The sequence below is a fragment of the Bradyrhizobium sp. USDA 4354 genome (assembly GCF_054060315.1).
Genome location: NZ_JBSSDC010000001.1, coordinates 3489426 through 3514043, shown reverse-complemented (window position 1 = coordinate 3514043; position 24618 = coordinate 3489426). Strand labels below are relative to the sequence as shown.

At 58.9% G+C, this 24618-nt stretch carries 19 protein-coding genes and 1 pseudogene; 6 read left to right on the top strand and 14 right to left on the bottom strand.

The window, feature by feature from the left end; all coding sequences use genetic code 11:
• Positions 1-9: 9 nt before the first annotated feature.
• The 5 genes and pseudogenes from ACVIIV_RS16240 to ACVIIV_RS16220 all read right to left on the bottom strand — a co-directional run bounded on the left by ACVIIV_RS16240 (position 10) and on the right by ACVIIV_RS16220 (position 5885).
• Complete coding sequence (locus ACVIIV_RS16240) at positions 10-279, bottom strand: hypothetical protein (RefSeq protein ID WP_456745051.1); 270 nt, start codon at positions 277-279, stop codon at positions 10-12.
• Positions 280-337: 58 nt separating this feature from the next.
• On the bottom strand, positions 338-607 hold the full coding sequence (locus tag ACVIIV_RS16235) for a hypothetical protein (protein ID WP_456745050.1): 270 nt from the start codon (positions 605-607) through the stop codon (positions 338-340).
• Positions 608-806: 199 nt separating this feature from the next.
• Positions 807-1247 carry a hypothetical protein gene (locus ACVIIV_RS16230; protein WP_456745049.1) on the bottom strand — a complete coding sequence of 147 codons (441 nt, stop codon included), beginning with the start codon at positions 1245-1247 and terminating at the stop codon, positions 807-809.
• A gap of 1108 nt (positions 1248-2355) precedes the next feature.
• The gene (locus ACVIIV_RS16225) at positions 2356-4605 is read right to left on the bottom strand and encodes a hypothetical protein (protein ID WP_456745048.1); all 2250 of its coding nucleotides are present in this window, start codon (positions 4603-4605) and stop codon (positions 2356-2358) included.
• Between the two features lie 776 nt (positions 4606-5381).
• Positions 5382-5885, bottom strand: a pseudogene (locus ACVIIV_RS16220) (DUF6088 family protein).
• Between ACVIIV_RS16220 and ACVIIV_RS16215 the strand changes: the two are divergent.
• Positions 5835-5966: a hypothetical protein gene (locus ACVIIV_RS16215; protein ID WP_456745047.1), complete on the top strand. Its 132-nt coding sequence runs from the start codon at positions 5835-5837 to the stop codon at positions 5964-5966. The pseudogene ACVIIV_RS16220 and the gene ACVIIV_RS16215 sit on opposite strands and share 51 nt — an antisense overlap.
• Here the strand turns inward: ACVIIV_RS16215 and nopM are convergent.
• Positions 5961-7679 (bottom strand): T3SS effector NEL-type E3 ubiquitin ligase NopM, encoded by a 1719-nt coding sequence (gene nopM, locus ACVIIV_RS16210; protein WP_456745046.1) that lies wholly within the window; start codon positions 7677-7679, stop codon positions 5961-5963. The genes ACVIIV_RS16215 and nopM overlap by 6 nt on opposite strands.
• Positions 7680-8428: 749 nt before the next feature.
• Here nopM and ACVIIV_RS16205 point away from each other — a divergent pair.
• The 3 genes from ACVIIV_RS16205 to ACVIIV_RS16195 all read left to right on the top strand — a co-directional run bounded on the left by ACVIIV_RS16205 (position 8429) and on the right by ACVIIV_RS16195 (position 12455).
• The gene (locus ACVIIV_RS16205; protein ID WP_456745045.1) at positions 8429-10267 is read left to right on the top strand and encodes an NEL-type E3 ubiquitin ligase domain-containing protein; all 1839 of its coding nucleotides are present in this window, start codon (positions 8429-8431) and stop codon (positions 10265-10267) included.
• Positions 10268-10386: 119 nt separating this feature from the next.
• On the top strand, positions 10387-10644 hold the full coding sequence (locus ACVIIV_RS16200; RefSeq protein WP_456745044.1) for a hypothetical protein: 258 nt from the start codon (positions 10387-10389) through the stop codon (positions 10642-10644).
• 1193 nt (positions 10645-11837) lie between these two features.
• On the top strand, positions 11838-12455 hold the full coding sequence (locus tag ACVIIV_RS16195; RefSeq protein WP_456745043.1) for a J domain-containing protein: 618 nt from the start codon (positions 11838-11840) through the stop codon (positions 12453-12455).
• 794 nt (positions 12456-13249) lie between these two features.
• On the opposite strand, the gene ACVIIV_RS16190 is transcribed toward ACVIIV_RS16195, so the two are convergent.
• The 3 genes from ACVIIV_RS16190 to ACVIIV_RS16180 form a co-directional block, all read right to left on the bottom strand.
• Positions 13250-14251 (bottom strand): pectinesterase family protein, encoded by a 1002-nt coding sequence (locus tag ACVIIV_RS16190; RefSeq protein ID WP_456745042.1) that lies wholly within the window; start codon positions 14249-14251, stop codon positions 13250-13252.
• 256 nt (positions 14252-14507) lie between these two features.
• On the bottom strand, positions 14508-15806 hold the full coding sequence (locus ACVIIV_RS16185) for a glycoside hydrolase family 28 protein (RefSeq protein ID WP_456745041.1): 1299 nt from the start codon (positions 15804-15806) through the stop codon (positions 14508-14510).
• A 1227-nt stretch (positions 15807-17033) separates the two neighbouring features.
• Positions 17034-17333, bottom strand: coding sequence for a hypothetical protein (locus tag ACVIIV_RS16180; RefSeq protein ID WP_456745040.1), 300 nt, complete (start codon positions 17331-17333; stop codon positions 17034-17036).
• 977 nt (positions 17334-18310) lie between these two features.
• Here ACVIIV_RS16180 and ACVIIV_RS16175 point away from each other — a divergent pair.
• Both ACVIIV_RS16175 and ACVIIV_RS16170 read left to right on the top strand, forming a co-directional pair.
• Positions 18311-19272 (top strand): IS630 family transposase gene (locus tag ACVIIV_RS16175; protein ID WP_456748741.1). Its coding sequence is split into 2 segments (ribosomal slippage): positions 18311-18649 and positions 18652-19272, totalling 960 coding nucleotides; the frame shifts between segments, so codons are not numbered across the junction.
• A gap of 119 nt (positions 19273-19391) precedes the next feature.
• Positions 19392-20234: an MATE family efflux transporter gene (locus ACVIIV_RS16170; protein WP_456745039.1), complete on the top strand. Its 843-nt coding sequence runs from the start codon at positions 19392-19394 to the stop codon at positions 20232-20234.
• A gap of 117 nt (positions 20235-20351) precedes the next feature.
• Here the strand turns inward: ACVIIV_RS16170 and ACVIIV_RS16165 are convergent, their stop codons facing one another.
• From ACVIIV_RS16165 to ACVIIV_RS16145, 5 genes are all read right to left on the bottom strand, one after another.
• Positions 20352-20537, bottom strand: coding sequence for a hypothetical protein (locus ACVIIV_RS16165; RefSeq protein ID WP_456745038.1), 186 nt, complete (start codon positions 20535-20537; stop codon positions 20352-20354).
• Positions 20538-20551: 14 nt separating this feature from the next.
• Positions 20552-21481 (bottom strand): IS1595 family transposase, encoded by a 930-nt coding sequence (locus tag ACVIIV_RS16160; protein ID WP_456745037.1) that lies wholly within the window; start codon positions 21479-21481, stop codon positions 20552-20554.
• A gap of 80 nt (positions 21482-21561) precedes the next feature.
• On the bottom strand, positions 21562-22374 hold the full coding sequence (locus tag ACVIIV_RS16155) for a DUF3037 domain-containing protein (protein ID WP_456745036.1): 813 nt from the start codon (positions 22372-22374) through the stop codon (positions 21562-21564).
• Positions 22375-22385: 11 nt separating this feature from the next.
• A complete protein-coding gene (locus tag ACVIIV_RS16150; RefSeq protein ID WP_456745035.1) occupies positions 22386-23105 on the bottom strand; it encodes a HipA family kinase in 720 nt (239 codons plus the stop codon).
• A 343-nt stretch (positions 23106-23448) separates the two neighbouring features.
• A complete protein-coding gene (locus ACVIIV_RS16145) occupies positions 23449-24618 on the bottom strand; it encodes a Wadjet anti-phage system protein JetD domain-containing protein (RefSeq protein ID WP_456745034.1) in 1170 nt (389 codons plus the stop codon).

The window sequence follows — 24618 nt, the reverse complement described above, 5'->3', positions numbered from 1 at the left end:
GGCATTAGTTCACTTGGGACGGAGCTTCTTGGCAAGTGCCTGCAGGTCGTCGGCGGCCCCTTTGGCGACCTGCCGAGCTTCCTTGGTACGATCTAGCAAAACGTCTCGAGGCGGCATTTTTGCTATCGCCTCTTCCAGCTCGACCGCGATAGCTGTGTAGCGCGCAAGCAGCCTCGCGAGCGCATTGCGCTTAAGTTCGCTTGTCGCGGCCTGCTGCATGCGCTCGCATTCTGAAATTTGCCGGCGAAGTAGCTCTAGGTGCGCTTGCATGTCCTTCATGGTCGTTCCTCTCCGGTTTACCGAAAGACAATTACCTCGGAGCACCCTTTCTTTCCGCCTAGCCGAGATACGACACGTCCTTCGCACGGGACGCAAGCTCAGCCTCAATCTTGTCGATCTCGGCTTGATTGCTCGCGATGAACGCGGCGAGCTCGTCGCGTGACATTTCCGAGGGGGACTTTTGCTGAGAGCTCATCTCCTTGCGAGTTGGTGCAATGTGCCCTGCCCGATCCAGCACCTTGATGGAAAGGTCTGCTCGGACCCGGGCATTGACACTTGAGTCCTGAAGCAAGGACTTTGCAACCCGATAGGCCAGCGGCGCCCCCAACCGCTAGGTCAAGCTGGATGGACTCCGAAATCGCAGCAGCGACTGCGGGCAACCGCATGGTCTTATACACCGATTTTGGGTGGTAGCCGGCAAGCTCCGCAGCCTCCTCGGGCCGCCTCCCTTCGTTCACGATGAGGCGCACCAGCGTCCGTTGCTGTTCAGTGAGGTCGTAGGCGGCGATTGAAGGCATCCAAATCTCTCAGTTCTCGCGCGAGGCGTTCGCTGCCGCGATGAGACGGCGCAAGTCGATATTGTATTGAGGCACGTGCGGATTCTTCACCGGCCGCTCGAGGAGGTACGCGGCCACGTTCGGATCGAACCAAGCCATATGAATGATCTCGTCCGCATTTTGCTTGTTCGAAGGCAGCATCTCAAGGAGTAGCTTGAATCGCTTGATCAAACCGCCACCTGCGAGATCCCCCTTGAAGTGTCGAACCGCCAACTGGGCCCAACCGGGAATGTTGATTTTCTCAGCGGTGTCGCTGCCCACAGTCGCTCGCTCTTCTGCCTCCTTGAAGTAGGACAAAATCTTGTGTGCCTGGCGGAGATTGTTCATCTCCTCTGGCGAGAAAGTCTTCGCGAGCAGCGTCTCGTTGTCTTTAAACTCCTTGGCACCGATACGATCCTGTAGCGCTGTCAATGCCTGTTGAGACGAGCGCTTTCTCGGCGCTGTGCCGTAAACTCTGCCGCGCGGGCGGTTAACTGGTCAGGGAGGTCAAGTAGGCCGGTCAGTGTCAAGCCATCGGACTGAAGGAAGGCGCTGAACCTGATCAGATATCGCCCACATGCTAGTGGTGCCGGAGGCATCCTGGCCGGTAGCTGTGGCCGCAGCCCTGAACCCGTCAATGGGGCCCTGGTCCGCCTAGGACGCGCGGCTGCGCTTGGCGAAATCAATGCGGGGCTCTGAAATGGCTGCGCCTGGCGGCGGGCCGCCGATCGACCTTTCGACGCGACCTGGCACAAACGCTTTCGTAACAGAGCTAGGTCCGATCCCCAAGGCTCCGAAGGCGCAGTGTGCATCCCTCGGGTGCGACCTGATCCGAAGTAGCAAGTGCCAGCGTGACTTAATGCGCGACCACACTCCACGCTTTTTGCTGTTCGACGACATCGCAGGCCTCGCTTCCAACGACGAAGTATGGCGCGTGCTGCTGGACAGTCCCTCGTACAAGTCAGGCTGAGACGATCCCGCACTTGATCCACTGAGGCGAACGCGAGGAGGGTCGACGCTGTGGCAAGTGCCCCTGAAGCGGTTGTCTCGCGAATCCCGTTGCGACGGCATCCTCATCGAACCGCCGACGTCAGAGGGCGCCGGATCGTTCCATCCCGCTCTGCGGAGCTCCATCAGAGGAACTGAGTTGCAAGTCGCTTAGCTGGTGCTCAAACCCCTCTTGACCCGTAGGCATGTTGCCGGATTGTTGTCTCACCCGCTGCTGATCTGCAGGCAGCGTACCCTGTTTAGGCTTCCGTGTTGAATGGGTCGCCTGACTCGATCGGGTTAGGCCGCGCTCCCTTGAGAGACTGTCGCTTCGAAACCTTCCGAGCCAGGCTCGGGGCCTCATGTACGGGCAGCGGAGGTTGCCGCTTGAGAAGCTGACCGAGCCAACACCGCCGACGAAATCAGGCGTGTGTTCACGCCCCACCTCTGCAATCTGCATCGATTTGGTGCATGGCCGGCGAAGCGCCGCGTGATCAAACGCCATCGCGCGAGTTGTCCGCCGAGCTTTTGGAATTGCAGCCAACTTGCATCTTCACCGACGTTCGGGATAGACGCGAACGCGCTGGCGTCCTTCGCTTTCCACCAACTCGCCCCTGTAAGGCACTCCGCGGATCTCGAAATAGGTCGGCCGCCCGGGCTGGGGCATGATGCGCTCGCCTTCCAAAACGTCCACGAGGTAAGGCGGCAGGAACCGCTCCTTATGCTCCCAGCCGCCCCGGATAAGATGGCCAAGATCGACCGCACCTTCCACGGTTTGCCTTGCGCTTACGATTGGCGGTGGGCGATGCAGTGGCCGGGATGGCCCGGCTTCGTTGATCCCAGCGGCGCGCGGGTGATGAACCAGGCGAACATCCTTGCGACCGCCCGGTCCAAATGTCGCCGAATAGCGCTCCCCATTGATCGCAAACTGACTTGGTCCGAACTGGTTTGGCAGCAGATTGATGTTGCCCAATACATCAATCAACACGTCTGAAGCCGCCTGGGAGCCGTGGCGCCAGTTGGTGCCAACGATCGCTCCAATATCCCGCAGCTCCGGAGCCGCCCCCGGCGGTCCTGCGAACGAGGAGGCGGCTGCAAATTCAGATGCCGGCGCAGAGCGCGCATCGTCACGCAAGTCGTGGGGGGTGGGTGGATCCAGATCAACGAAGGAGTCCAGACCGGCGTAGATGTTTGAAGATCGGGGCCTCACGGACGACGGTGATGCGGGTTCTTGCATCTGTTGCCCAAGCCAGGCCCAGGCTCCTTGGCTCGGAGTGGCCGGAGTAGCAGGAAGCTCGAGCGGTCGATGAGCTTGCGCAGCCCAGTGCGGCGCTGCCACTGGTGAGGCAGGTTCGTGGATTTGCTCGCCGAGCCAATCCCAGGCTCCCGCGCTCGGCGTCGCCGGCGTTGCGGGAAGCTGCTGCGACGAACCGGCCTGCCAATCGCTGGGCGGCGCTGGCATCGATATCGTGGGCCCGTGGATCTGCTCGCCAAGCCAATCCCAGGCTCCCGCGCTCGGGGTAGCTGGCGTTGCGGGAGGCTGCTGCAGTGAGTGCGGCTGTCGAGCACCCTCCCAAGAAGGCTGACCCGGATCCTCAGGAGGCCGCAAACCAAGCGCCCTGTTCGCCTCCAGGATTTGCTCGTATTGGCGAAGCTTGACCAGATCAGGGTTGATCTTGCTGTCGTCGGTTTCGCGCCTGTACTCCTCGACATCTTGGAGAAACGCGGGGGTGGAAAGTCGGCCGGCCATCGGTGGCCTATCATGCGTCTGCAGCCACTCACTCAGCCTAGACATGCGGCGAGCTTGCCTGTCGATGGTCTTTGGGTCGATCCTGTGTGTCGCGTTTTCCGCCGCCGCCCACATGCGGATGAGGGTTGCGTCCTCAGCATGAGGAGCCAGCCGGCGGACATCGGCTGCCAAGGTGTTTCCGGCACCAACTTCACGAAGCTTCTTCAGGGCCGCCTTGATGCGCCTGCCGCGGTCCTTTGCGTAAGTGTCGACGTCCTCATCGAGCTCAGCTTCCAGCTGGTGGTTTTCCACCTCCGGATTTTCCAACTGCGCGTTTTCCAGTTCCCGCTGAATTCGATCGGCAATTGACGGCCTGCCCGCCTCGCTCAGGCGCGCGCTCAAATGGCGCAGATCGGTTGCCGCATTTTTGATGGTGCCGTCGCTGAGGTTACCCGCCTTGTTTCTGAAGTCTTTAATGAGCGCCTCATCCTCCGCAGAGACCCCGCGCGTCCGGCCCGGCTGCCTGGCGTAATCAATTCGTAAATTCGTCGAAAAGACGTCAGATTGCCCCGCCTCGCGCGACGCCTTTTCGCTGCCGCTCCCGCCAAGGGCCTTGCCGATTCCCGACTTGAAGCGTGACCATAATCCGCGGCTTTTTCCGCTCTTGGCCGACGCGGCAGCCTCTGCGCCCCGAAAGCTGTAGCGTGCGCTGCTAAACAGATCGTCTCGCAAACTAGACTGCGGCACTTGCGCCGAAGCGGGAAGCTGAAAGCTGGGAATGTCTACGCTCCGGCGCGTGCCGCCTAGCGCACTCTCCCTAAAAGCGGAGTGCGGCGGCACCCGCATCGAACCGCCGAAATCGTCCCGCCGGACTGCTCGACCTCCTCCTGCGGGAGCCCGATCAGGCGAAGGTGGCTCCCTTTCATCAGACGGATCGAGATTCAAATCCTCCAGCCGCCTTTCAAAATCACCCTGCTCGCTTGGGCTGCCCGCTCGCTGCCCAGTCCGCCCCTGCAGGGCGGCGTATTCCCGCATCCAGGCTCCTGAATCGAAGAATGGGTCAACCGGATCCATTCTGCTCTCCTCACGTTTGTATAGACCCTGCAGCAATCCGTACGGCCTGGGTTACTGGCCAGGTAGCAGCTCATTCAGCAAGAATCAGATTCTCGATTGTTGTAGCCGCAACCTTTCGAAAAGCTGACGAGATCAGGATATTGCTGCGCGCGAGACCGGCCTCGCATCGGCACCCGCCTGACCACAGGACGGCGTCGCCCCAATTCTGCAGCACCTCTTCGCCGGCCCCGTGTTCGAGCCGACGAAATTCGTCCACCGATATAACAATGGATCGCCTGTCGATCGTGCGCCGAATCCAAGCATCACGGCGGAGCTCAAATAGCCGCTACCAGTCTCCACTGGATCATACGTGACGAGCATCTTGTCGTCCTTGGCATTCAACTTTAGCGCTGAGCTTGTCATCGTTCAGGCGCTCATTGATGACGGACCACCTCTTTTACTTGACGCAGACCGGAAAGCGTTCTCGTGCCTTGGAGTTCCACTTTTGCTTTGACTGCGGTTCTGAGGGACTGAATTGTCTTCGCAGGTCCGCGAGCTATTGCTCGAATGCCGTATCTGAGATCCACGTCGTCCGGGAAACGGCGGACTGCGCCGTAAACCTTCAAAAGGGAGGTTCCGCCCTTCGAAGACGAGATGCTCGCCCGAGCGCGTTCAGGCATCAAACGACCCAAACATTTTTTTCGAGAAGATGTGCAGGCCATCCCGAGTTCGCAGCACTAACGCCGAGCGCCTTTTGGGATAAGATACGTTTAAAGTTTATCCAGCGCGCAGTTCGCTTACGCGCCAAGCCAAATCGGCAATGAAGATCCGGAAGACTTCAATTCGCTCAACAATCGGGCTCAGTCTCTGACTGAGGGACCGCAAGGCTAGTCGTACAGTCTCGGGACCGAGCCGCTCGAGCGCGCGCACGACCTCACCTGCACGACGGCTTGGCCATCGTAAGCTGCCAACGCGGTGCATGCTTGAACTCCACAACTTGCTTGCCAAGATGGAGCTCGCGGAAGCACCCGAAGTCAAGTAGACCTGCCGAACAGTTGGCGGCCTCGTCAAACCGAGCTGGTTGGCTGCGGCAGCGCCTCCGGAACTGATGATTCACCGCTGCGCGCCTTGGTCTCCTCAACAACTATTCGACCGACGGAGATCTCGTCCCGAAGCGGCTTTCGACCGGACGCAGATACGCCCTCGCCTCGCGCGCGGGAATTTTCGTCGCTCGGCAAGATCCAAAGGCCTTGATCGACGGCACCGCGCTTTCCAAGGTGCAAAAGCACCTTGGCAGCGATGGGCGAGGCTTCACGATCGATTTTTACGTATCGCCGCAGAGCAATGATAAATATCTCTGCGGCGGCTTGGGAGCCTCATAGTTCGAGGCCACGCTCTGCGAGCACACGGTGCATGACCTCGCGTTTGATCTCGCCAGCGATCTCGTTTCGGACTTGGGCTCCGAGCACCCGCTCGGCATCCGGATCGCCTAGAAGACCATGCTCGGCCAGTCGCTGATCCAAGCGGGTTTGAAACTCCTCGCCCATGGCCTCGACAAGCCGGTCTTGCATCGCTTCATATTCGTCCGGAGCGATGCGCCTCAGCACCGTCTCCCAGGGTTGCCAGCGGCTGGCCATGTAGTCGGTGAACTGGCTTGCTTCCCGCTCCCGGACCAGGTTGAGCGCCTCCGTCGCATCATCCTCGCTTACGTGAGAGACCGTCAGGAAACGCATGTCAGGGGCGACGTGACTGAGCTCCAGCGGCTCGCGCAACAAATGTTGATAGGCCAGGTAGACTTCGACGTCGTCTATGTTCGGGTCGAGGCTGAGGAGCGAGTTGACCCTGTCGCGCGCGATCTCGTCCAACGCCTCCAAGCGGAAGGCGACACGGCCGCGCTGGATCAGATCGCCAAGCCGATCGTCATATACCCCGGCCTCGACGTCAGCGTTGAGGCGCGCGGTCTGCATACCATTCCAGTGCAAGGTGACACGATCCTCGCAGCTCGCGTTGGCCTCGGAAGCCTGTGTGAAAAATTGCTCGCGCAATGTCGGATTGGCGGCCGCCTGCCGTAGATCATCAGCCACTGCCTGCCGAAACTCGCCATTGCGATAATTCACGGTGCCTCGTAGCCTCTCCAGGAACTGTGCGTAGTCTTGGGCGCCTGGCTCAACCGCAAAGTGCTGCCACTCGGCCAGTGCCGCCGGATCGTCCCCCAGCCAGTGCGCGGCAGCCTCGTACAGAGGCCGCTGCTCAAGATGCGGTGCCGCGAGGTGAGCGCGGATATCGTCCGGGAATGGGTTATCGCCGAACTCGAGGTTCTCCAAATGGGGATAGCTAAAACTCCTCGATAAGAGATCCTCGGGCATGCTGGTCAGCCGGTTACCGCTGAGATTGAGCGATTGAAGCCAGCTCGGAAGGGGCTCGGGGACGTTGGTCAATTGATTGCTGCTGACATCGAATTCAATGAGACCCGATGGGAGGGACTCGGGAAGGTCGGTCAGCTGATTGCCGCTGACCGCAAGCGAGGTGAGCCTGGTCGGGAGAGCGTCCGGCAGGCTGGTTAGCCGGTTGTCGTTTGCGTTCAGGATCTCGAGCCCGGCCGGAAGGTTTGCCGGCAGACTGGTCAGGCTGTTGTCAGCGACCTCCAGCTGAGAGAGGGTCGCCGGAAGATGGTCCGGCAAACTGGTCAAGCGATTATGGCTAATGAGAAGATGCCGGAGCCCAGGTGGGAACATAGCAGGCAGTCTGCTTAGCTCGTTGTGCCTAGCGCGCAGCTCCTGCAACCTTGGCGGGAGGGCGGCGGGCAGAGCGGTCAGCGAGAGCGAGGACAAGTCCAGCGAGTGCGAGCCTGTGTTATCCGAGTTCCTGATTCTTCTGCGCCCCTGTGGCCTATTCTCGGCTTCGCCCTGCCCCTCTTCGGCAACCCAATTGTCCAGGATCTGCGCGCGCGCGGAGGCTGGGGTCCGATACCCTGTCAAGGTTTCGACCAAATTCGCGACGGCACGATTGAAGCCGCCGAGGTAGCTTTCCTGGTCCGCGTCTTCAGAAGGCGCCGAGGAAGAATCTGCACTCCGCTGTGCCTGTCCCGTGTTCATCAATTTCTCCATCGCCAGAACAAGAATACCACCGCTTCTCAAGCTCGCGAAGCAGGTGGTTGCGCAGCACAATGATCATTCGGCCGCTGGTGCACGTGCTCTGCGGCTCTCGCCCGACTTAAGTGGGTACAGCTTCACACGACCCCGACCGCGGCAAATGGATCGATACTGCTGCGAGCTTGCTGCCTTTCGTTGACCAGATAAGTCCGGTAGGGCAGTCAACGGGGTAGCGTTTTTCCGCCGTTAGCAGGCCTACCTGTCGATCAGCTGACGAGTGTCGCTGGAGAACGTCAGAGCTGCTCAGTTTGCCAACGATGAGCGAAGCAACCCAGCTCGCGAGTGAACCGGTCAAGCTTCGCAAAAACCAGCTCGACACCGACTGCCTAGGGCCTCTGAGAGGGGCGCCGTGAACCTGGCCGTTCGGACCCCCTGCAGCCCGTCGTTTCCACCTACTCGGCCGAAAGGCTCCGCTGGCCACCGTTGAGATAAAGCACCATCGCGGCTCTGGGGCTCTATACTGAGGCCGCTGCCGCCTTTGGTATCCGCAGAAACGTGCTTGCTGGAGATAACTACCCTCGGCCGAGATCGAGTCACTGTTCTAAGATCGCTGTACCGACAGTCATGCCGGCTTCGATGCCATGGTTGCCACCTTACATTGATAGTCTGTCAGCTTATCGAAAGCTAAGTGTCTTAGGTCCTGGAGCATGTCACCATGGACTGAGTCTGCTCAGTCTCGTAAGGAGGGCGAGATGGATCCTTTTGAGGCAGGACAGATTCAGCGCGGCGGTGGCATCCCTTCGGCATCTTCCGGACAAGAGCGCGGGCAAAACGAAGCGGCGGCGCAGTGGAACGCGGTCGTGACAGGCCAAGGAGCAAACTCCGGAGATTCTGCCCACACAGAGGACGATGAAGGCGAGGTGCTTGAGAATTGGGCTGCTGAACCGGAGGTAGGCCCGCTCGAGGATCGGGAAGAAGCGGTGCGCCGAGTGACTGCTATCGGTGAGGCCATTACACTGGATCTTGAATCGCTGTCCCTTACAAGCCTGCCTAGACTTCCGAGCGCTATCGTCGTGCTCGATGTACCCTTCAATCGGCTGACCACTCTGCCCGATAGCCTCCCTGCTTCGCTCCAGCGGCTTGACATTAGGGGCAATCAGCTGACAAGCCTGCCCGCGCTTCCGACCGAGCTCAGAGGCCTCGACGCGAGCTCCAACCGGCTGAGGAGCTTGCCTGAGGTCCTACCTGCTGCGCTGGAGTTTCTCGACCTCAGCCACAATCAGTTGCTAGATCTGCCCGAGGTCCTCCCTGCTTCGCTCCAGTTTCTCTACGCCAGCCACAATCAGTTGACGAATCTGCCGGAGGTCCTTCCTGCCACGCTCCAGTTTCTCGACGTCAGCGAAAACCAACTAACGCGTTTGCCGGAGGCCCTCCCTGCTTCACTGGAGTTTCTCGACGCCAGCCAAAACCAGTTGACGAGTTTGCCAGAGGACCTGCTGACGCAGTTGGGCGCTGATGGCAGGATAGTTCTGACTGAAAATCCGCTGTCCGAGCAGGTGCTGACGAACCTGGATACAGTCCTAAGCGCCGATGACTATGTCGGTCCGACCGTCCACCTTTCGCGCGATGACGAAAGTGAATTGTCCGGTGAATTGTCCGGGACAGACGATGGACAGGCCGATACTCTCATTGAAAGGGTCGCAGACTGGCTCAGGAGCAATCCACAGGAGGGCGATCGAGAGGTGCTGGCAGCTTGGCAGAGCGCTGCTGAAGAGCCGGGCGCCCGGGAATACGCGCTCTTTCTTGGCGAACTGTTCGACTCCGTGAACTCTGGGACTGAAGAATTCCGGCAGTCGGTGGCCAATGATCTGCGGCAGGCGGCGAAAACCCCGCAATTGTGCACGCGCTACTTCCAACTGGCGCTGGACGCCAACCAGAGCTGCGAGGATCGCAGAACTTTGACCTGGAACGGCATGCAGACCGCACGCCTCATCGCAGACGTCGAGAACGGCGCCTATAACAGCAAGGCCCGGCTTCCCGATCTCATCGATCTGGGGCGGGTCATGTTCCGGCTGGACGCGCTGGAGAGAATTGCGCGCGAGAAAGTTCACGCGCTAGGCGCGGGCAACAACGTCGAAGACGTCGACGCCATTGAGGTCTTTCTTGCTTATCAAAATAAGCTCCGCGAGCGGCTGGGACTGCAACACGTCGCGCCGGACATGCGCTTCTTTGAAGTCTCCGGCGTCACCGACGCTGACGTTGATAGCGCAGAGACATCCGTGCGGAACAGGGAGGCGGCGGAATTCGCCGACTATTTGGCGGTGGACTGGCAACCTTGGGACGACGTCGTGCGTCACATCGCACCCGAAGACCACGCCACGGCGCACGACCAGCTCATTGCTGCAATGGGGACGGAGTTCGACAGCCGGCTGCAGCAACAGCTCACCGACAAAGGTTTGATCGGGATCGAAGCTGACCTTGTCGAGGATGCCAAGCGAGAGTTGGGTGCTGCAGTTCGCAAAGAGATCGCCCGTGAGATCAAGGGGGCTCTCAGAGATAAGGTGCTCAATGAGCACGGCCTCACCCTATGAAGCGGCCTTTGCCGTTTAGAGCAGCCTCCGGCCCGGTCACTCCTAGGTCGTTCTCAACCCGGATCGTTGTCTCAGCTCGCCGGTGTATGCCAGGCGGGCAGCTCTGATCGTCTCGGATATTGTCGAGACCAACCTTCAGTGAAGGAAGCCCTTCTCTCTTCTGGGCCGACGAGACTCTGGACTACGAAATCCGCAACCGAGGCTGGATCGGAAGGATTGCCAATCCGGATGGGGAATCTGGGAAAGTTTGTCATGCTCGCGATCCGTCGCTCGGCTCCCAACGCTTCCTAGCGGTGCTCGCGAAGCTGCCGCTCCAGACCAATGGCTTGATCGGCATTGTGAGCGCGCTTCAGCAAGGCGCTGCGTTCATCACCTGAAGGCTTTCGCTCACCCTTGTAGGTGGAAGGCGAGCCGAGCTGATGGCGAGCTGAACGCATTCCGGCAGGTACGCTTTCTTTCGATCGAAGCCGCTGGAGCCATCAGACGCACAGTAACAGATGTCGCCTCACCAACGTTCGGAGCTGCCGCGAACGTTTTGCCGCCCCGTTTAGCTTTGACTTCGACCTGACGAAAAGCGGCAATCATCCCATTCGCAGGTGCGCCTTTTTCAAGCAAAGTGGCGCTTTGCACGAGTTGGAGTACCTATTGTCGGCAGCTGCTGATCTCAGGCCCCTATCGGGCTCTTGTGCGTCAGTCGCGCCGCCCAAGACGTCGGCGTGGAAAATACATCCGATCAAGATAAAGGGACATCACGCACTCGAGCAGAGCTTCTTCAGGAGAGTCAAAGCTTTGTCAAGCCGCCGCTACGGTGGCCAGGAATCTCTGCACTTCCAGCTTCAGACGGTTGCTAACTCAGCCAGGGACGTGGCAGCGGCAAGCACCTGCGTTGACGTGGTGCCGGTCTGGTCCGCACTTCGATTGACTTCGCCCATATCTATAGCGACCTGGGTCGCACCAATTGCCGCCTGCTGCACATTCCGAGCAATCTCCTGGTTTGCAGCGCCTTGCCAAGCACCTCCTACGATCCCGGCTGCCCTGCCAGCGCTACCATCCACCCGCTCCAACAGCGAATCGTTCGAGACTTTGCTGGGTAGGCTGGTGAGCAGGGCACTTCGTCAGCGGCGGGCAGACGCTGTGACTTGCGTTGATCCGTGAACGAGCGGCTCCGAATGCCTTTCAAATCGACAATGCCTTCTGTTTCGCTACGCAAGACGGAAGATTTTCCAAGCTTCGAAAGAAGATTCAGAAGACGTCGCTCGCCTTCGTCGTTGCGCAGATTACCGCCGAGCAGTGCCTTCGCTTGGCTTTTGAGAGTACTCACCCGGTGCCATTCAAGACCTCCATGTGCAGAACCCGACAGCAAATTTCGATTGAGTCGATCTGAAATCTCAAAGAGATGATGGTCTGAATCAACTTCGCGAGTCCTGGCATGTCAATTGCTGGGAAGTGCCCGCTACATCATGCCACTAACTAGACGCAAAGGCCGAGTCAGACCCGACTTGCCGTCCAAACCAAGTCTCTAGCATAGAAGCGGCTCTGTTAACTGCCGCTCCGCCAACGGAGCCAGGTCATGTTGATCGACACATCCGAAATCTTCGACTCCATTCGCATCAATAAGCAGGAAGCGCAGGAGCGCCAGCCCGCGGCGCTATGCGAATGGCCTGGCTGCCAGAACAAGGCTACCCATCCCGCGCCCAAGGGCCGCGACAATGCGCGGGCCTATTGGCACTTCTGCATCGACCATGTTCGCCAATACAATCAGTCCTACAATTTCTTCTCGGGAATGGACGCGGAAGCGGTGGCGCGCTACCAGAGGGACGCGCTGACCGGCCATCGTCCGACTTGGAAGATGGGCGAGAGCATCAGCGCACACAAAATGACCGGCAGCACTGCCAATTTCGAGGACGACTGGTATGCCCTCTGCACGCTCGTCGAGCTGAACGGACGCGCCAGTACCCGCCACCGCGCGAAGGCCAAGCCTGAGGCGCGCAAGATTTTCAATGTCAAGGGCAACGCGTTGCGGGTGATGGGCCTGAATGCCAATGCGACGCTCGGCGAGATCAAGGCGAAGTACAAGACGTTGGTCAAGCAGCACCATCCCGACGCCAATGGCGGCGACCGCTCCACGGAGGATCGCCTGGTCGAGATCATCAAGGCCTACCAGCACCTGAAGACTGTGGTGCGCTAGAGCTAACCCGAACATATCAGCGGGCGGCGCATCGGAAGTGGAGAACGGAACCATCCAGAGCTTTGCTCTGGCTACGCGGGCAGTTTGCCTTCCTGGCTAACGCTTTCGGCGATCATGGCGGACAATCGACACGATGACCGGTTCGTTTCGTTTCGCGCAGCGGTCAGCAAGAAGGGCCGGAAAAAGGGATGCGGCAAGATCCTGCGCACGTGGCGGCTGTATCGGCCCAGCGGTGAGTTCGTGGAGATGCCAAACGGCTCCTCCCACTCCTGACGGCTGAGTCGCTACTACCGCCGGTTCCACCTTCGAAGCTTCAACAGGAGTTGCGCACGATCGATCCCTCCGTTGTTCGAGAGGCAACACGAAAGTACAAACCCTTTCCGGGAACACTCGTTGGCTGTATGGAAAGGGCTGAAGCGACCCGTCCGGCCTATTCGCTCGGTGGCGCCGGATCAACGATCGATCACGAGAGCCCGATGGGTCGCGGGGTTCAGGGCCGGTTCTGACATAGCCAGGGGCTGTAGCGCCCGGCGCCACCCACCTATCTCCAGGGCTCTGCCGATCGCCGCGAGGCACGGCAGGCATCGTGAACTCGATCGCGCTTCACGCCGTGCATCGCGTTCATCAAGCACGGGGCTATCGCACGCAGTTGCGCGTTTCGCTGTTCGTGAGTAACCGTCTGGTGAGGCTTTCGATTACCCACAAATATGGTGCCCAGCGCGATATCGGTGGCAGCCCACGCCGCCGTGATATCCGCACTCCCCCTCATTCATCCGACGATCGCTGTCGTCTCGTCACCGTTGCTTTGCCTTCCATCGATATGGTTCACTTGGCAGCCAATCTGTGGCGCCTCCGAAGAACACGCTCAGCGACCATCTGGCAGCTTCGCGATCTGTCAGTTGATGGGAGTGAGGCTCGCGGGCTGAGGGGTTGGCCCCGACGCCGAAGGATCTGTATTCAGCATAATAGCTTGTCCTCAACGTATCGGTCTTGCCGGGTGTCCATTCGCGCCACCCTTCCGCGATCACGGGGGCATCTATCTTCGCCGCCAGGAAGACCACTGTGGCGTAGGGGCGCCAAGGGCGGCCAAGTGCGATATAGCCTGCAGCAGGGTCGGCAGTTAGCCTGCAATGATCAAAAACATAGCCACTGTCCTCATCCGGCGCTGCCTTGCTCTGAGCCGTATAGATGACCGCTTGATTTGCGATGCCGTGCAACTCACATTGCCGGAACCAGGCCTTGGCGTTGCCAAATATGAAATCGACATGCCCTTCGATGTAGCAGTTCGAGAAGTATTGTCGTGACATTCTGCCGTTTGGTCCCTTGCCGGCAAACAGCGTGTCCTGGGCACCGAGCAGGCGGACCCGCGTAACGACGTCCCTGTCTCCGGTAATGGACAGCGCTACTGCCTGCGAGGGTGGATTGGCCGGATTGAGGGCGTAGTCGTTCTGGATGGTCAGATTCTCGAGCCGGAAGTCATCGCCGGCGGCATCCAGCGTCGCCGAACGGGCGGTTTCTCCTACATTGATCGCGCCGTCGCCATACACAATGACCGTATCCTCCGGCTTCCTGCCAGTCCCTTCGATGCGAATACCGGATTTGGAGATTTTGATCTTCTCTCGATAGATGCCCGGCGCGATCCGGACACTTCCCCCTTCCGCCGGCAACGCCTCGACGGCTTGCTGCACGGAGTGATAGTCCGCATTTCCGGCATGCGACACGAATAGTGGCTCAGCGTACGCTGCCGAGATGAAGAAACATCCGGCCAGAAGCGCAGACGGCACCAAAACTCGCATGTGATCTCACTCTTCGTGGAGTTCGTGGCACGTTCGACGCAGCCGATATAAGATACCGTCGCGGGATAGCCGCCGCGCATGGTCAACACATTTCTCGCGTCGAATCAGACCCTGCACGTCACCCTCGCATTCGCGGCCCTGCAAACCATCGAACGATTTGCAACCAACTCGGGGCATGAGGCTGTCCTTCGTCAGCACCGGCCATCTTGCGCCAGATGCGGAACTCAGCACCCGAGTTCGGCACCGGGTGTAGTGCTTACCGATTACCGTCGCGGAATGCCCTGGAACATACCTCCGATCCGCGCAGCAGCGGTTCTGCAGCTCGTCCGGGCAGCGGCGGTGATATGTCAGAATGTTTTGCGGTGACGTTCGCATGTTCAACTTGCCAAGTCGCGGAATTGGCAAATCGGACATCTTCGAGTGTCACGTCAAGTGCATGCCCCTCGTCCAGGCCGCGCATCAGCAACACACCAGTGTCGCCATGCACATGACGGAGAACGATTTGCCGATAGACCGGAATCCTCGTGCCTTGTGCGCGCGGATCATATTTTGTATCGAAAGCCACCGGCCACCTGTTGCCCCGCATGCACACGTACTCATAAGTCACGCTCTCGACTACACCGCCTCGGCTGACATCGCTCTTGATCCGCAGGCCAGACGTCGTACCATCCAGCGTCAGATCACGCACCAATATGTCTCTGGCCCCGGAATTCACCTCACTGCCGATCGACATGCCATGCCCCCAGCCAAAATAATTATCAATGATCGAGATATGGCTGCTTGAGCCATTATCGCCCGCCTTGATTGCGACGTTGTCGTCACCCGTACGGATCAAGCTGTGGGTGATGGTCACATCCTGACTCGCGCCAAGATCGATGCCATCGGTGTTGCGGGCATCCGCCGGTGAATCGATCGTGAGGCCCCAAAACGTGGCACCTTCGACCCGGCTCATCGCGACATGAAAATTGGGAGCGTTGCGCAAGGTGACACCAGAGAACGTGATATCCTGCGCATGATCGATCTGGATCAAGCGCGGGGCGTTCTGGTTGCCGCCCTGGGCTTGGGCGCGGCGGGCTAGCTGCCACCAGCTTTCCGCGCCGCCGCCAATAATTGCCCCGCCCTGACCATCGATGATGCCCTCTCCGTAGACGCCGCCGCCGCGCGTTTTAGAAAAGCTGATGAATGGCCGGCAACCGTCGCCCTTTTCTGCGATGCGACCACATTGTCCTAGGCCCTTATCGTAAGCAGCAGGTTCGGGAATGGCGATCAGCGTCGCACCGCGTCCGACCCATAAGGTCACGCCCGATTTCATCTCGAGTGGACCTGAGTGAAACTCGCCGCGCCCGAGATAAACTGCAGCGCCAGCGGAGCAATGTTCAATGGCGTCCTGTAGGCTAACTGTATCGTTCTTGCCGGAAGGCACAGGGCGATCGCAGACCGTATGAGGTGCAACAGGTTCAGTGATAGTCCGGCGGTCTTGCGCCTTTGCGGCGGGGCAGACAATCATGGAGGTGAGTGTGGACAATAGGGCCCAGTTGCGAAAGCGCTTTATCATCGACCTGCTCGTGCTTTGTCGCACGCATCCTTGTCGCGTGCCTTGTCTAGTATTGAGCTCTGGCTCGATCGAGCCGTCGCGCGCGTCACTGGCCCGCGCAAGATGACATTTATAAGACGCAGCAGAGGTCTCGACGGTGCGATCGCGCCGTAGCACCTTGCCTATGCGCGAAACCGACGAAGCGTTGTGCGATCGTCTAAAGTCCAAACAGCTTCTCAGCGTTCTCACAGTGTTTAAGCGCCGACCGGTCCCGGATTTGCGGCATCTCAACTGTGCGTCAATCCGTACGCTCCGTCGCATCGACGTTCGATAAAAGACCCGCACTACAAGAACTGACAGCAGCGCCCAGGGTCACCCGACACCGGAGCTTCCGTTCAGCCTGGAAGGCGCGCCGCAAGATCTGTAGCGACACGTCGTTGGACAAACGCGGAGCCGGATCGCTTTCACCGCGGCAAGATCGAGATCGAGCGCCCGCGGGGTTAGGGACATGGACTGTTCATCGCCGCTGCCGCTAAACTTTGTCCAAGGCGATCCGCTTCGCTTCGATTGAGCCCCGAGTCCATGCCAGCCTCCCGTCCAGGGTCACTGGGTTAGTCCGTATTCGGAGAAGCTTTCGAGAAGCTGACGAGGTTACGGCCGGCACTGGAGCGCATTCGCACCGGGAAACTTTCTTCCTGGGTTCTCACGAACTTAGGTGACTGCCGTTACCTGTCCTCTTTCGGGTGTATTGTGATGATTTGCGGACATAGTCAGCAAGTTCTCGTCATCCTCCATGCAATGCCGGACGAGGCATGGTCGGCTTCCGCGGTCAGCACCACCCGTAACTCGCATGCCTTGCCCACGGCCATAGCGAACCATCGCGTCATTGAACGCGCCCCTCGCGTCCCCCTCCAGACAGGTCTACCGGCAATTTGAGCGCCCTGAAGACACCAAAACGAGCGAACTGGCTGGCTCAAGGTGGAGAGCTCTTTGACATTCGATTCAGGACATCTACGTGAGCAGCCCGCGAAACAGGGCAACTCTAGCCAAAGACGCCGGCGATACGTCCCGTATTTGGTGCTACTCTGCGCGCATCCCCTGCACCGCGATCAACCAAAAGCCGAGCCTATCGGCAGTGCCGCACCCAGTTGTCGAGTTCGCCCGCCGGGCTCGCAACACCATGCGTCTCGAGATCTTCGCCAAGTCCGTGACAAAACCTTTCGCCGTTAACGTGCGCGGCGGCAGCTTTCAGCGGTCCCATGATCGACTCGAAAACGCCACGGCAGCATCCTGGTCAACAGGATCATCGACGCTTCGCGATTGGGGCGGTCGTGCGTTACGTATCGAATTGTTTGCCGCAGAGTTGCGCTGGCGTTTATCGATCGACGATGAGACCGCTCGACGCTCAAGCCTTCGCTCCAGATCCGCCAATCCTGCCTTACATTCGGCGACAACCGATTGGGCGCGAAGCAGCTTGACCTTGAGCTCGTCCTGTTGCCTGAGTATTTTCTCAGGATCCCAATCGTCCTGCATCAGCTCATTGCCCATCTGCAAAGCACCGATTTAAGGCCGCCGCTTAGCTTCACGAACCCAGGCTCGATATCTCGCAGATGCCCGGCGCTTGAGCCACCGGCCTAAACTGACGCAAACAACGTCCTGAGGTATAACGCCTTTGCCCTGGTGTGCACCCTCTTGTTGAGGACCGCCATTCGTCCCGAGCCCTTTACAAGACGATCGGATCGGCCCGGCAAACCGGAGCGCGATCCGAGATGGCAGAGTTCGCGACGCAGGCGCACGGTTTGGAAAGCGCATCAGGAGACCTCTTCCATCGATCAAGCGGGCAGGTTCATCTGAATACCTCAACCGGATGCTGAACGAGCATCATGGTCACAAGTGGTTTCGTCACATATTCAAGCAACCGGCATGCCAATGCCGCTCGAGCGTTTTTATGAAGAAACGACGTCGGCTTTCCCGCAGCACCTCGTGGGAGGCGGTGCTGTTGGAAACAAACGACGTCTTGAACGAGACAGCTAAAGTCGCAACCATGACGGTAATAGCAGCGCTCACGATGGCAGCGGTCAATATAGAGAGAAGATTTTGCGGACGTCGGCCAGAATGCTCTCACCATTTTTGAGCGCTGCATTGTTCTGTGAGAACATGCTATCGCTGGCCATGGCGCCGATGATGCGAACACGACCGCAGCGATAAGATTGTGTCAGCGAGGGCAGAAGGATAGCTGAAGCGAGCAATCCGGGGCAGCGTGTTCATGAGGAAGACAGCAGAACAAAAGCCCGCATCGCGGCCTCATCGGCTGGCGAAATGGGTAGCTGGCCGTCAACTCACCGACGAACTCGCCGCAACTGCAACACTCGCCACCCCGATCGCGCTCGCGCAGCTCGGACAGATCGCGAATGATGGCGACGGATCTAGCCTAGAGCGGTAGCCCATCAGGCTGAATCGTTGGGGATTCCCAAATCAGCTGTTTAATGATTCAAGCTGCTTGCCGGGACCGGAGGCCGGCGCGCATAGCGAAACCACTGTCGATGGACCTACGTAAGCGTGTTCTTGGCTGTATCGAGGGTGGCGTTTCGGGCCGGCAGGCCGCGGAGCGGTTTGGTGTGAGCCCAGCGAGCGTAAGCCGGTGGCGAACACGCGAGCTGGAGCAAGGCGATGCGCTGCCAAAGGCTCAAGGCGGCGACCGCAAGTCTCACCGGATCAATGCCCATCGGGCCAAGATCATGGCTCTGCTCGAGGCCTCGCCCGATATCACTATCGAGGAACTGCGGCACAGTTTGAACAGAGAAGGCCTATCCTTTGGCTATGGCACGATCCGCCGCTTCTTCGAGCGTCACAAGATCACGCGTAAAAAAAGACGGCCCATGCCGCAGAACAGGACCGTCCGGATGTTTTGAAGAGCCGCGAAGCTTGGCGCGAGAGCCAGGACAAACTCGACCGAGATCGCCTCGTCTTCATTGATGAGACCTGGGCATCCACCAACATGGCGCGAACACACGGCCGCTGCAGGCGCGGCGAACGCCTTCGGGCCAGCATCCCTCATGGCCACTGGAAAACGACCACCTGCGTAGCCGCTCTCACCACGCACGGCATCATCGCTCCCTGGGTGCTCGACGGTCCCATCAACCGCGACGCCTTCGAGACCTATGTCGAAAAGGTGCTCGTCCCTGAGTTGCCGGAGCACGCCATTGTCATCATGGACAACCTGTCCAGCCACAAAGGCCCACGCATCCGCAAGATGATTGAGGCCGCCGGCGCTACGCTCCTCTACCTCCCGCCCTACAGCCCCGACCTCAATCCGATCGAGAACGCCTTCGCCAAGCTCAAGGCACACTTGCGAAAGGCCGCCGAACGAACCGTCGGCGGCCTTTGGGATGCAATCGGGCGCATCGTCTATACCTACACGCCCACAGAATCTAAAAACTACTTCGCTGCCGCCGGCTATTTGCAATCTGATCGGCTAACGCTCTAGATCGGCCATATCGGCACTGAGGCAATGGCGGCAGCCGCGCTTGCCGGCATGATGCTGTCGGTCGGCGTGACCTTCGCAGCCGGTGTAATCTCGGCGGTGGGTCCGCTCGCGACCCAAGCATGTGGTGCGGCGGACGGAGCTCTGGTACGGGCTCGGTGCGCATGGGGCTATGGGTTGCAATCGTTCTGTGGGCGCCGATCATGGTTTTGTCGCTGCAGGGCGAGCAAATTGTGCTTGCGCTCGGCCACGAACCAGCCATCGCGCGGCTAGCTCAACAATATCTGTTCGGGCTGGCCTGGGGCATCTTGCCGGCATTGTGGTTCCTGGCGATCCGCAATTTCATGGCGGCAGTCGGACAACATCAAGTGTCGATCGGCCACGCGATCACATCGCCGCGCGTTTATGGAGACGGCACCAACATGAGTGGTCTTTTCGGTGATTGTCGACAAACCGTCGACCGACGCTTTCGTAGTCGAATCAACGGACTAACACCCGGTATGAGGTTCCCATTCTTCACTTCTGCAGGCGAGAGGCGGGTGCTCCGGGGGATATTATACTTGCCGTACCCAGCCTGCGGAGCTACCATGAGTAGCGCCGGGAAAGAGTCGCGCCCGGTAGCAATTGGCGCGGGCGACGACCTATGCTTAGAGTTTCATTGCCGTATGTTTTTGAACTGGCAGAGCAGCTTGACGGGCTATCACGTCTCCTCGATGAGGACACGCCGCTCAATGATGTTTACATCCCTTTGGTTGTTGCATCAGGAGCGATCCAGGGTCTGGCTGGTTAGCGTTTATGCGCCCTATTTGCGCTCTTCGTATCTGCTTTCGCAGAAATTGCTGACGGCAATTAATGCGGAAACTGCCAAGACCTTGGCCGATACAATCAACCGTTGGGCGCTTTGGGGAATCCGAGACCTCGCTGGGAAGTACAAGAAAGTATTGTTCTACACCGCAACCCCTTGATCCATCCTGAAGTCGTATTAACAACAGAGGAATCGATAGCCACGCTTGGGATAGCAAGAAGCGTCATTACCGCGATGCTTGCCGTATTGCCGATCGAACCGCCAACTACGACAACGGCTACCGCTGTTTCGGCGGCTCCTTAGCTTTAGCTATCTTTCGAAACGTGGTCTCGAAAGCTTCGCCGCTTTCATCAACGCCAAGCTCACGAGCGGTTTGCATGAACCGCTCGGATTGCTCTTTGTCACTTAGCTTCGGTTTCGGCTTTGCCTTTTTTCCCTTTGGGGGAGCGGCGGCTTTTGCCATATGGCGCCTCTTGGCTAATTAGTCGTTCGATAGGTGAGTCGCTTTCCAGCGGCTCCCTTCAATGCACGCTCTGCACGGTCAGTATCGTTCACGCCAAGCGCAACACGATTGCTATAGCGGAAATCGAACTCGTTCAAATATCGGTGCAGATGGTTCTCTTTGCAATGCTGATAAGTGCCCTTCATGCCGCGCTTGAACACGGAATAGTAGCCCTCAACTGTGTTGGTTGAGATCATCTTGTCGCCCTCGCGGCGAACGTATTCGTCCTTGCTGTGAACGACAGTGTCATGGTTGAGAACATCGACTTCCGCGATGTACTTGTAGGAGTTGGCTTCATCGGTCATCAACTGAGCGTCGCGGCTCATGTTGGCCCGGAGGATAGGCTGAATATCGGCAACGCGCACGCCGTCAATGTGGAAGCTACGGGCAGAGGCGCCGCATTCTACAAGGGTGAGGACAACGTTCTTATTGGCCCATGCACTGCGGCCCTTCTTAGGAGCGCCCTCAACGCGGCCGTAGAAGGTCTCATCGACTTCCACCACGCCGCCGTTGCCGCCCATAGGGCTGGAGTCGGTCGATCGCATAGCCTCGCGAATGCGGTGCGACAGGAACCACGCAGTCTTGAGTGTGCAGCCAAGGGTGCGGTGGAGCTGGTTGCTCGAAATGCCCTTCTTGCTGGATGCCATCAGGAAGATGGCTTGCAGCCAGTGGCGCATGGGGATGTGGCTGGACTCAAAGATGGTCCCAACCTTCACGGTGAATGGCTTGCGGCACTGGTAGCACTTGTAGGCGCCGATGCGGGTGGATTTGCCACCCATCTTGGAAATGCGCTCCACGCCGCCGCAATGCGGGCAGATGGGGCCATTCGGCCACAAGCGAGCCTCAACGAAAGCATAGGCGTCTTCTTCGTTGTGGAAGTGCTTGGCGGACAGAACGGACTTCATGGCGCATCTCCGTGTTGATCCCAAACCTACAGGATCAACGTGGGTACGTAAAGTATATCGTATTTCGCTTTTTCGTAAATCTAATGATGCCGCCCGTCACGGCCGTGGATTTGGGCGTTCTTTCGAATGTCCTCAACAAGCATATCGATCTTATCGAGGTCATACAGTTTCACATGATGTTCGAACATCATTTCCTGTACGGCACCGCGAAACGACTCGTCCGTTGATGAAAAATCGCCAACGACAACGAGTTGTCTCAAATGGCCACCGGCCCTTGAAAACTGCCAAAGCCATTGCCCCTTAACCGCTCGCTCACTTGCTTGCGCCAGCGGGTCAATGCCGTCGCCATTGAGGCGCACCGGGTCAATCATATTATAGACGCCGTTCTGATACGCGTATGGGACTTCAACGGTTACCCCTTGAGGTAACCTAATCGGCTCAGGCTTCTCCAAGAATAGGTCCACGCCAGCGCGCGTAAGCTTTTCCTTTAGTTCAACCGTCACTTTTTTCCGCCGCGTGACTACTTCGTCATCTCCAACAAGCTCATTGAAAAGCTCATCAATCTCGATTCGCGGATCGCGCTCAATGAGAATGGGGTTTATCCCGGCAATACGAATTTTGTTCACGCGCGAGTTGGCGAACTGAGCCAATCGCTCGTAGTTAGCCTCTTTGAATTGACTTAGGCGCGACACAAAGTCCGTTTTCAGAAGATTGAAAAAACCGTGAGGCTGCCTTCCGAAAAGCCTCTCGACTCTTCGCAAGCCGCTACTGAAGCGAACCAACACCTCTTTCTGACTTGGCACAAAGAGCGCCACGCCAATGTTGATGTACTCCAATCTTTCGGGCGCATCACTGTACTGCAGGAGCGCGTAATAGCCCTGTCGTTCAAACATACTGCGCCTCCCTACAGTGCCAAACCTGGATCATTCAGTAGCTTTGCTGGCAGATACCCTGCCACCTTTTGTGCGCGGACAATAATGACATTCGCCCATGACGCTTTCGCGCCATCTGATATCTGCCATTCAGCGGGGATTGAAGCCACAATTTCGTTCGCCATCGCCGGAGTAACTTGGTTCAGGCGGTCAACGGCCGCCGACACGGCAGAGAACTTAATTAGGCCAGCAAATTCAGGGAAATAGCCATATATCCCTTCGTCTGCTAGCACGTATGGATCGGACAGGCTTCCTTCAAGACCGTTCTCGACAAAGGCATGCGAATGGTCGAGGGCGGTGAGCTGGAACCTTGATCCTAACCGGGTAAAGAACAGGTTATCGTAGTTGGGTGGGTAGCCCGATTCTGCTGGTGCGCAGCGATCCCCATTGCGAACCCACGTATCGAACACGACCAGCCTCGAAACGTCGTCCGGATTAGTGAGTCTGCTTAGACCGCCGGGCCCGCTAAACCCATCCACCTCCTTCGAGATGAAGGCTGGCCCCTGTTGGAACTGCCCCCCGTCAATCATTGGGATTTGCAGGTCTCCCGTGAGGTGGACTTTCGCAAACGATGGGATGGGCAGCCCTAACCAATGAGCCAGTTCCGCCGCCACCAACTCGGCGGCCAAGCTCATATGCCCAGCCGGGTTGCCCAGCCCCTTGAGAAAGCCATTGCCAGCGTCCGTCGCCACCCGCGCTATCCGCGTACTGGTTTGAAAGGTCTCTATGACCCTCCTGATCGTCGCCGGCTGCCAATGCGCGCCGCAAAATAACATCCCCGACCCCAAAATATCGGAGGTTGTAGCTCACCACTTCTGATAAGGCGAGTCGGCGGGTACGGCAAGTACAATATGCCCGCTTCGCGGCGTTGTCGCCATGGTGCCAATAGGATTATCGAAGCACGGCAAGGAGCCGCCCTACTCGTGGCGTTCGCTCTGTGGAACACAGGTGTTGTTCAGCAAAGGCCGACGGAGATCGTCGACCGAGGAAGCTCATCCGGATCGACACCGCGTTGATCCGCGCGCATTTTCTAGTCTAATGAATCTCTGGCAGGACTGGATCGAGTTCTTCCTGCTCGAGCGTCTTGGCTCCATCTTCCGCCAGGTACGCTGCCAAAACGGCGATACCGGAGTCCGGTGGACACCGAGCGGGTGCCGATTTTTTGAACGGCACTCGCCCCAAGCGCTCGGCAACTTCGACGCTCATGAGGTGGGGACGGATCGGTCGATCGACGGCGCGCTCGATGGTGTGGAAGATCCAGGTGCCGTCTGGATCGATGTCCGACCAATGAAAGATCGGCGTCTGTTCGGATACCAATCCTGCGATCGTCCGGAGCGCCTGCTGGGTGGCAAGCGAGGGGTACCCGCCGACATACATAGTCGTTCCTAATCGGCCGGGGTCCGCCTCGGCGATGTGCCGGTTGAAGCTTGCGAAGTTTTCGATCGTCAGAACGTAGGCCGGCGGCTCCCGGAAGCGGACGCGATCTGCTTCCTTGGGAGGAATTCCGAGATAGTGCGGAGATATGCTGGAAAGATCGGCTCCGTCGAGGTCGATCTTGCCCGCGATCAGCAGCGGCGGCGCGAAGCGCTCCAGTCCGATCGCTCGCAGTGCCTCGCGGGGACGGGCGCCAGGTGGAAAGTCCATTATCCCGCTCAAAAGCCGGACCACGGCACCCTCGATGCGCTCGAGTATCTTGCTGTGCCCCACCGTACGTCGCGAGAAAGTTTTGTAGTCGACGTCCAGATGCTTGTTATCGAGGATCGCTTGCGCGAGAACGAATGCGTGGCGCAGCGTGTCGACGTCGGACGAACCGAATCCGTGCCACGTCTTGCCCCGCGCCCACACCTCTGCGATTTGAGAGCCGCTGTTCTTCAGGGAGTCGTGCAGCGCCACTCCGGCTAATAGCCGCGCGGCGGCGTCCTCCGCGATGCGTGACGCCGGGGTGCGGCCGAGATGTCGGTATAAGATCTCCGCCGAGGCCAACCGCACGTGTGCCACTTGGTCTCGCTTGGCGCCGCGCCCCCAGCCAATGGACACCGCGCCGGCACTTTCGGCTTTCCTTATCTGCTTCAGAAAAGCGTCCGCCGCGACGACCGACGAGAAAGCGACAAAGTCCGGGTGGGCGATCGGACTTGCGGCCCCGGCCTCGAAGCGATCGAGCAGGTCGTTAAGCAGGCCGATCGCGTCCGTGAAACGTCGCGCCAT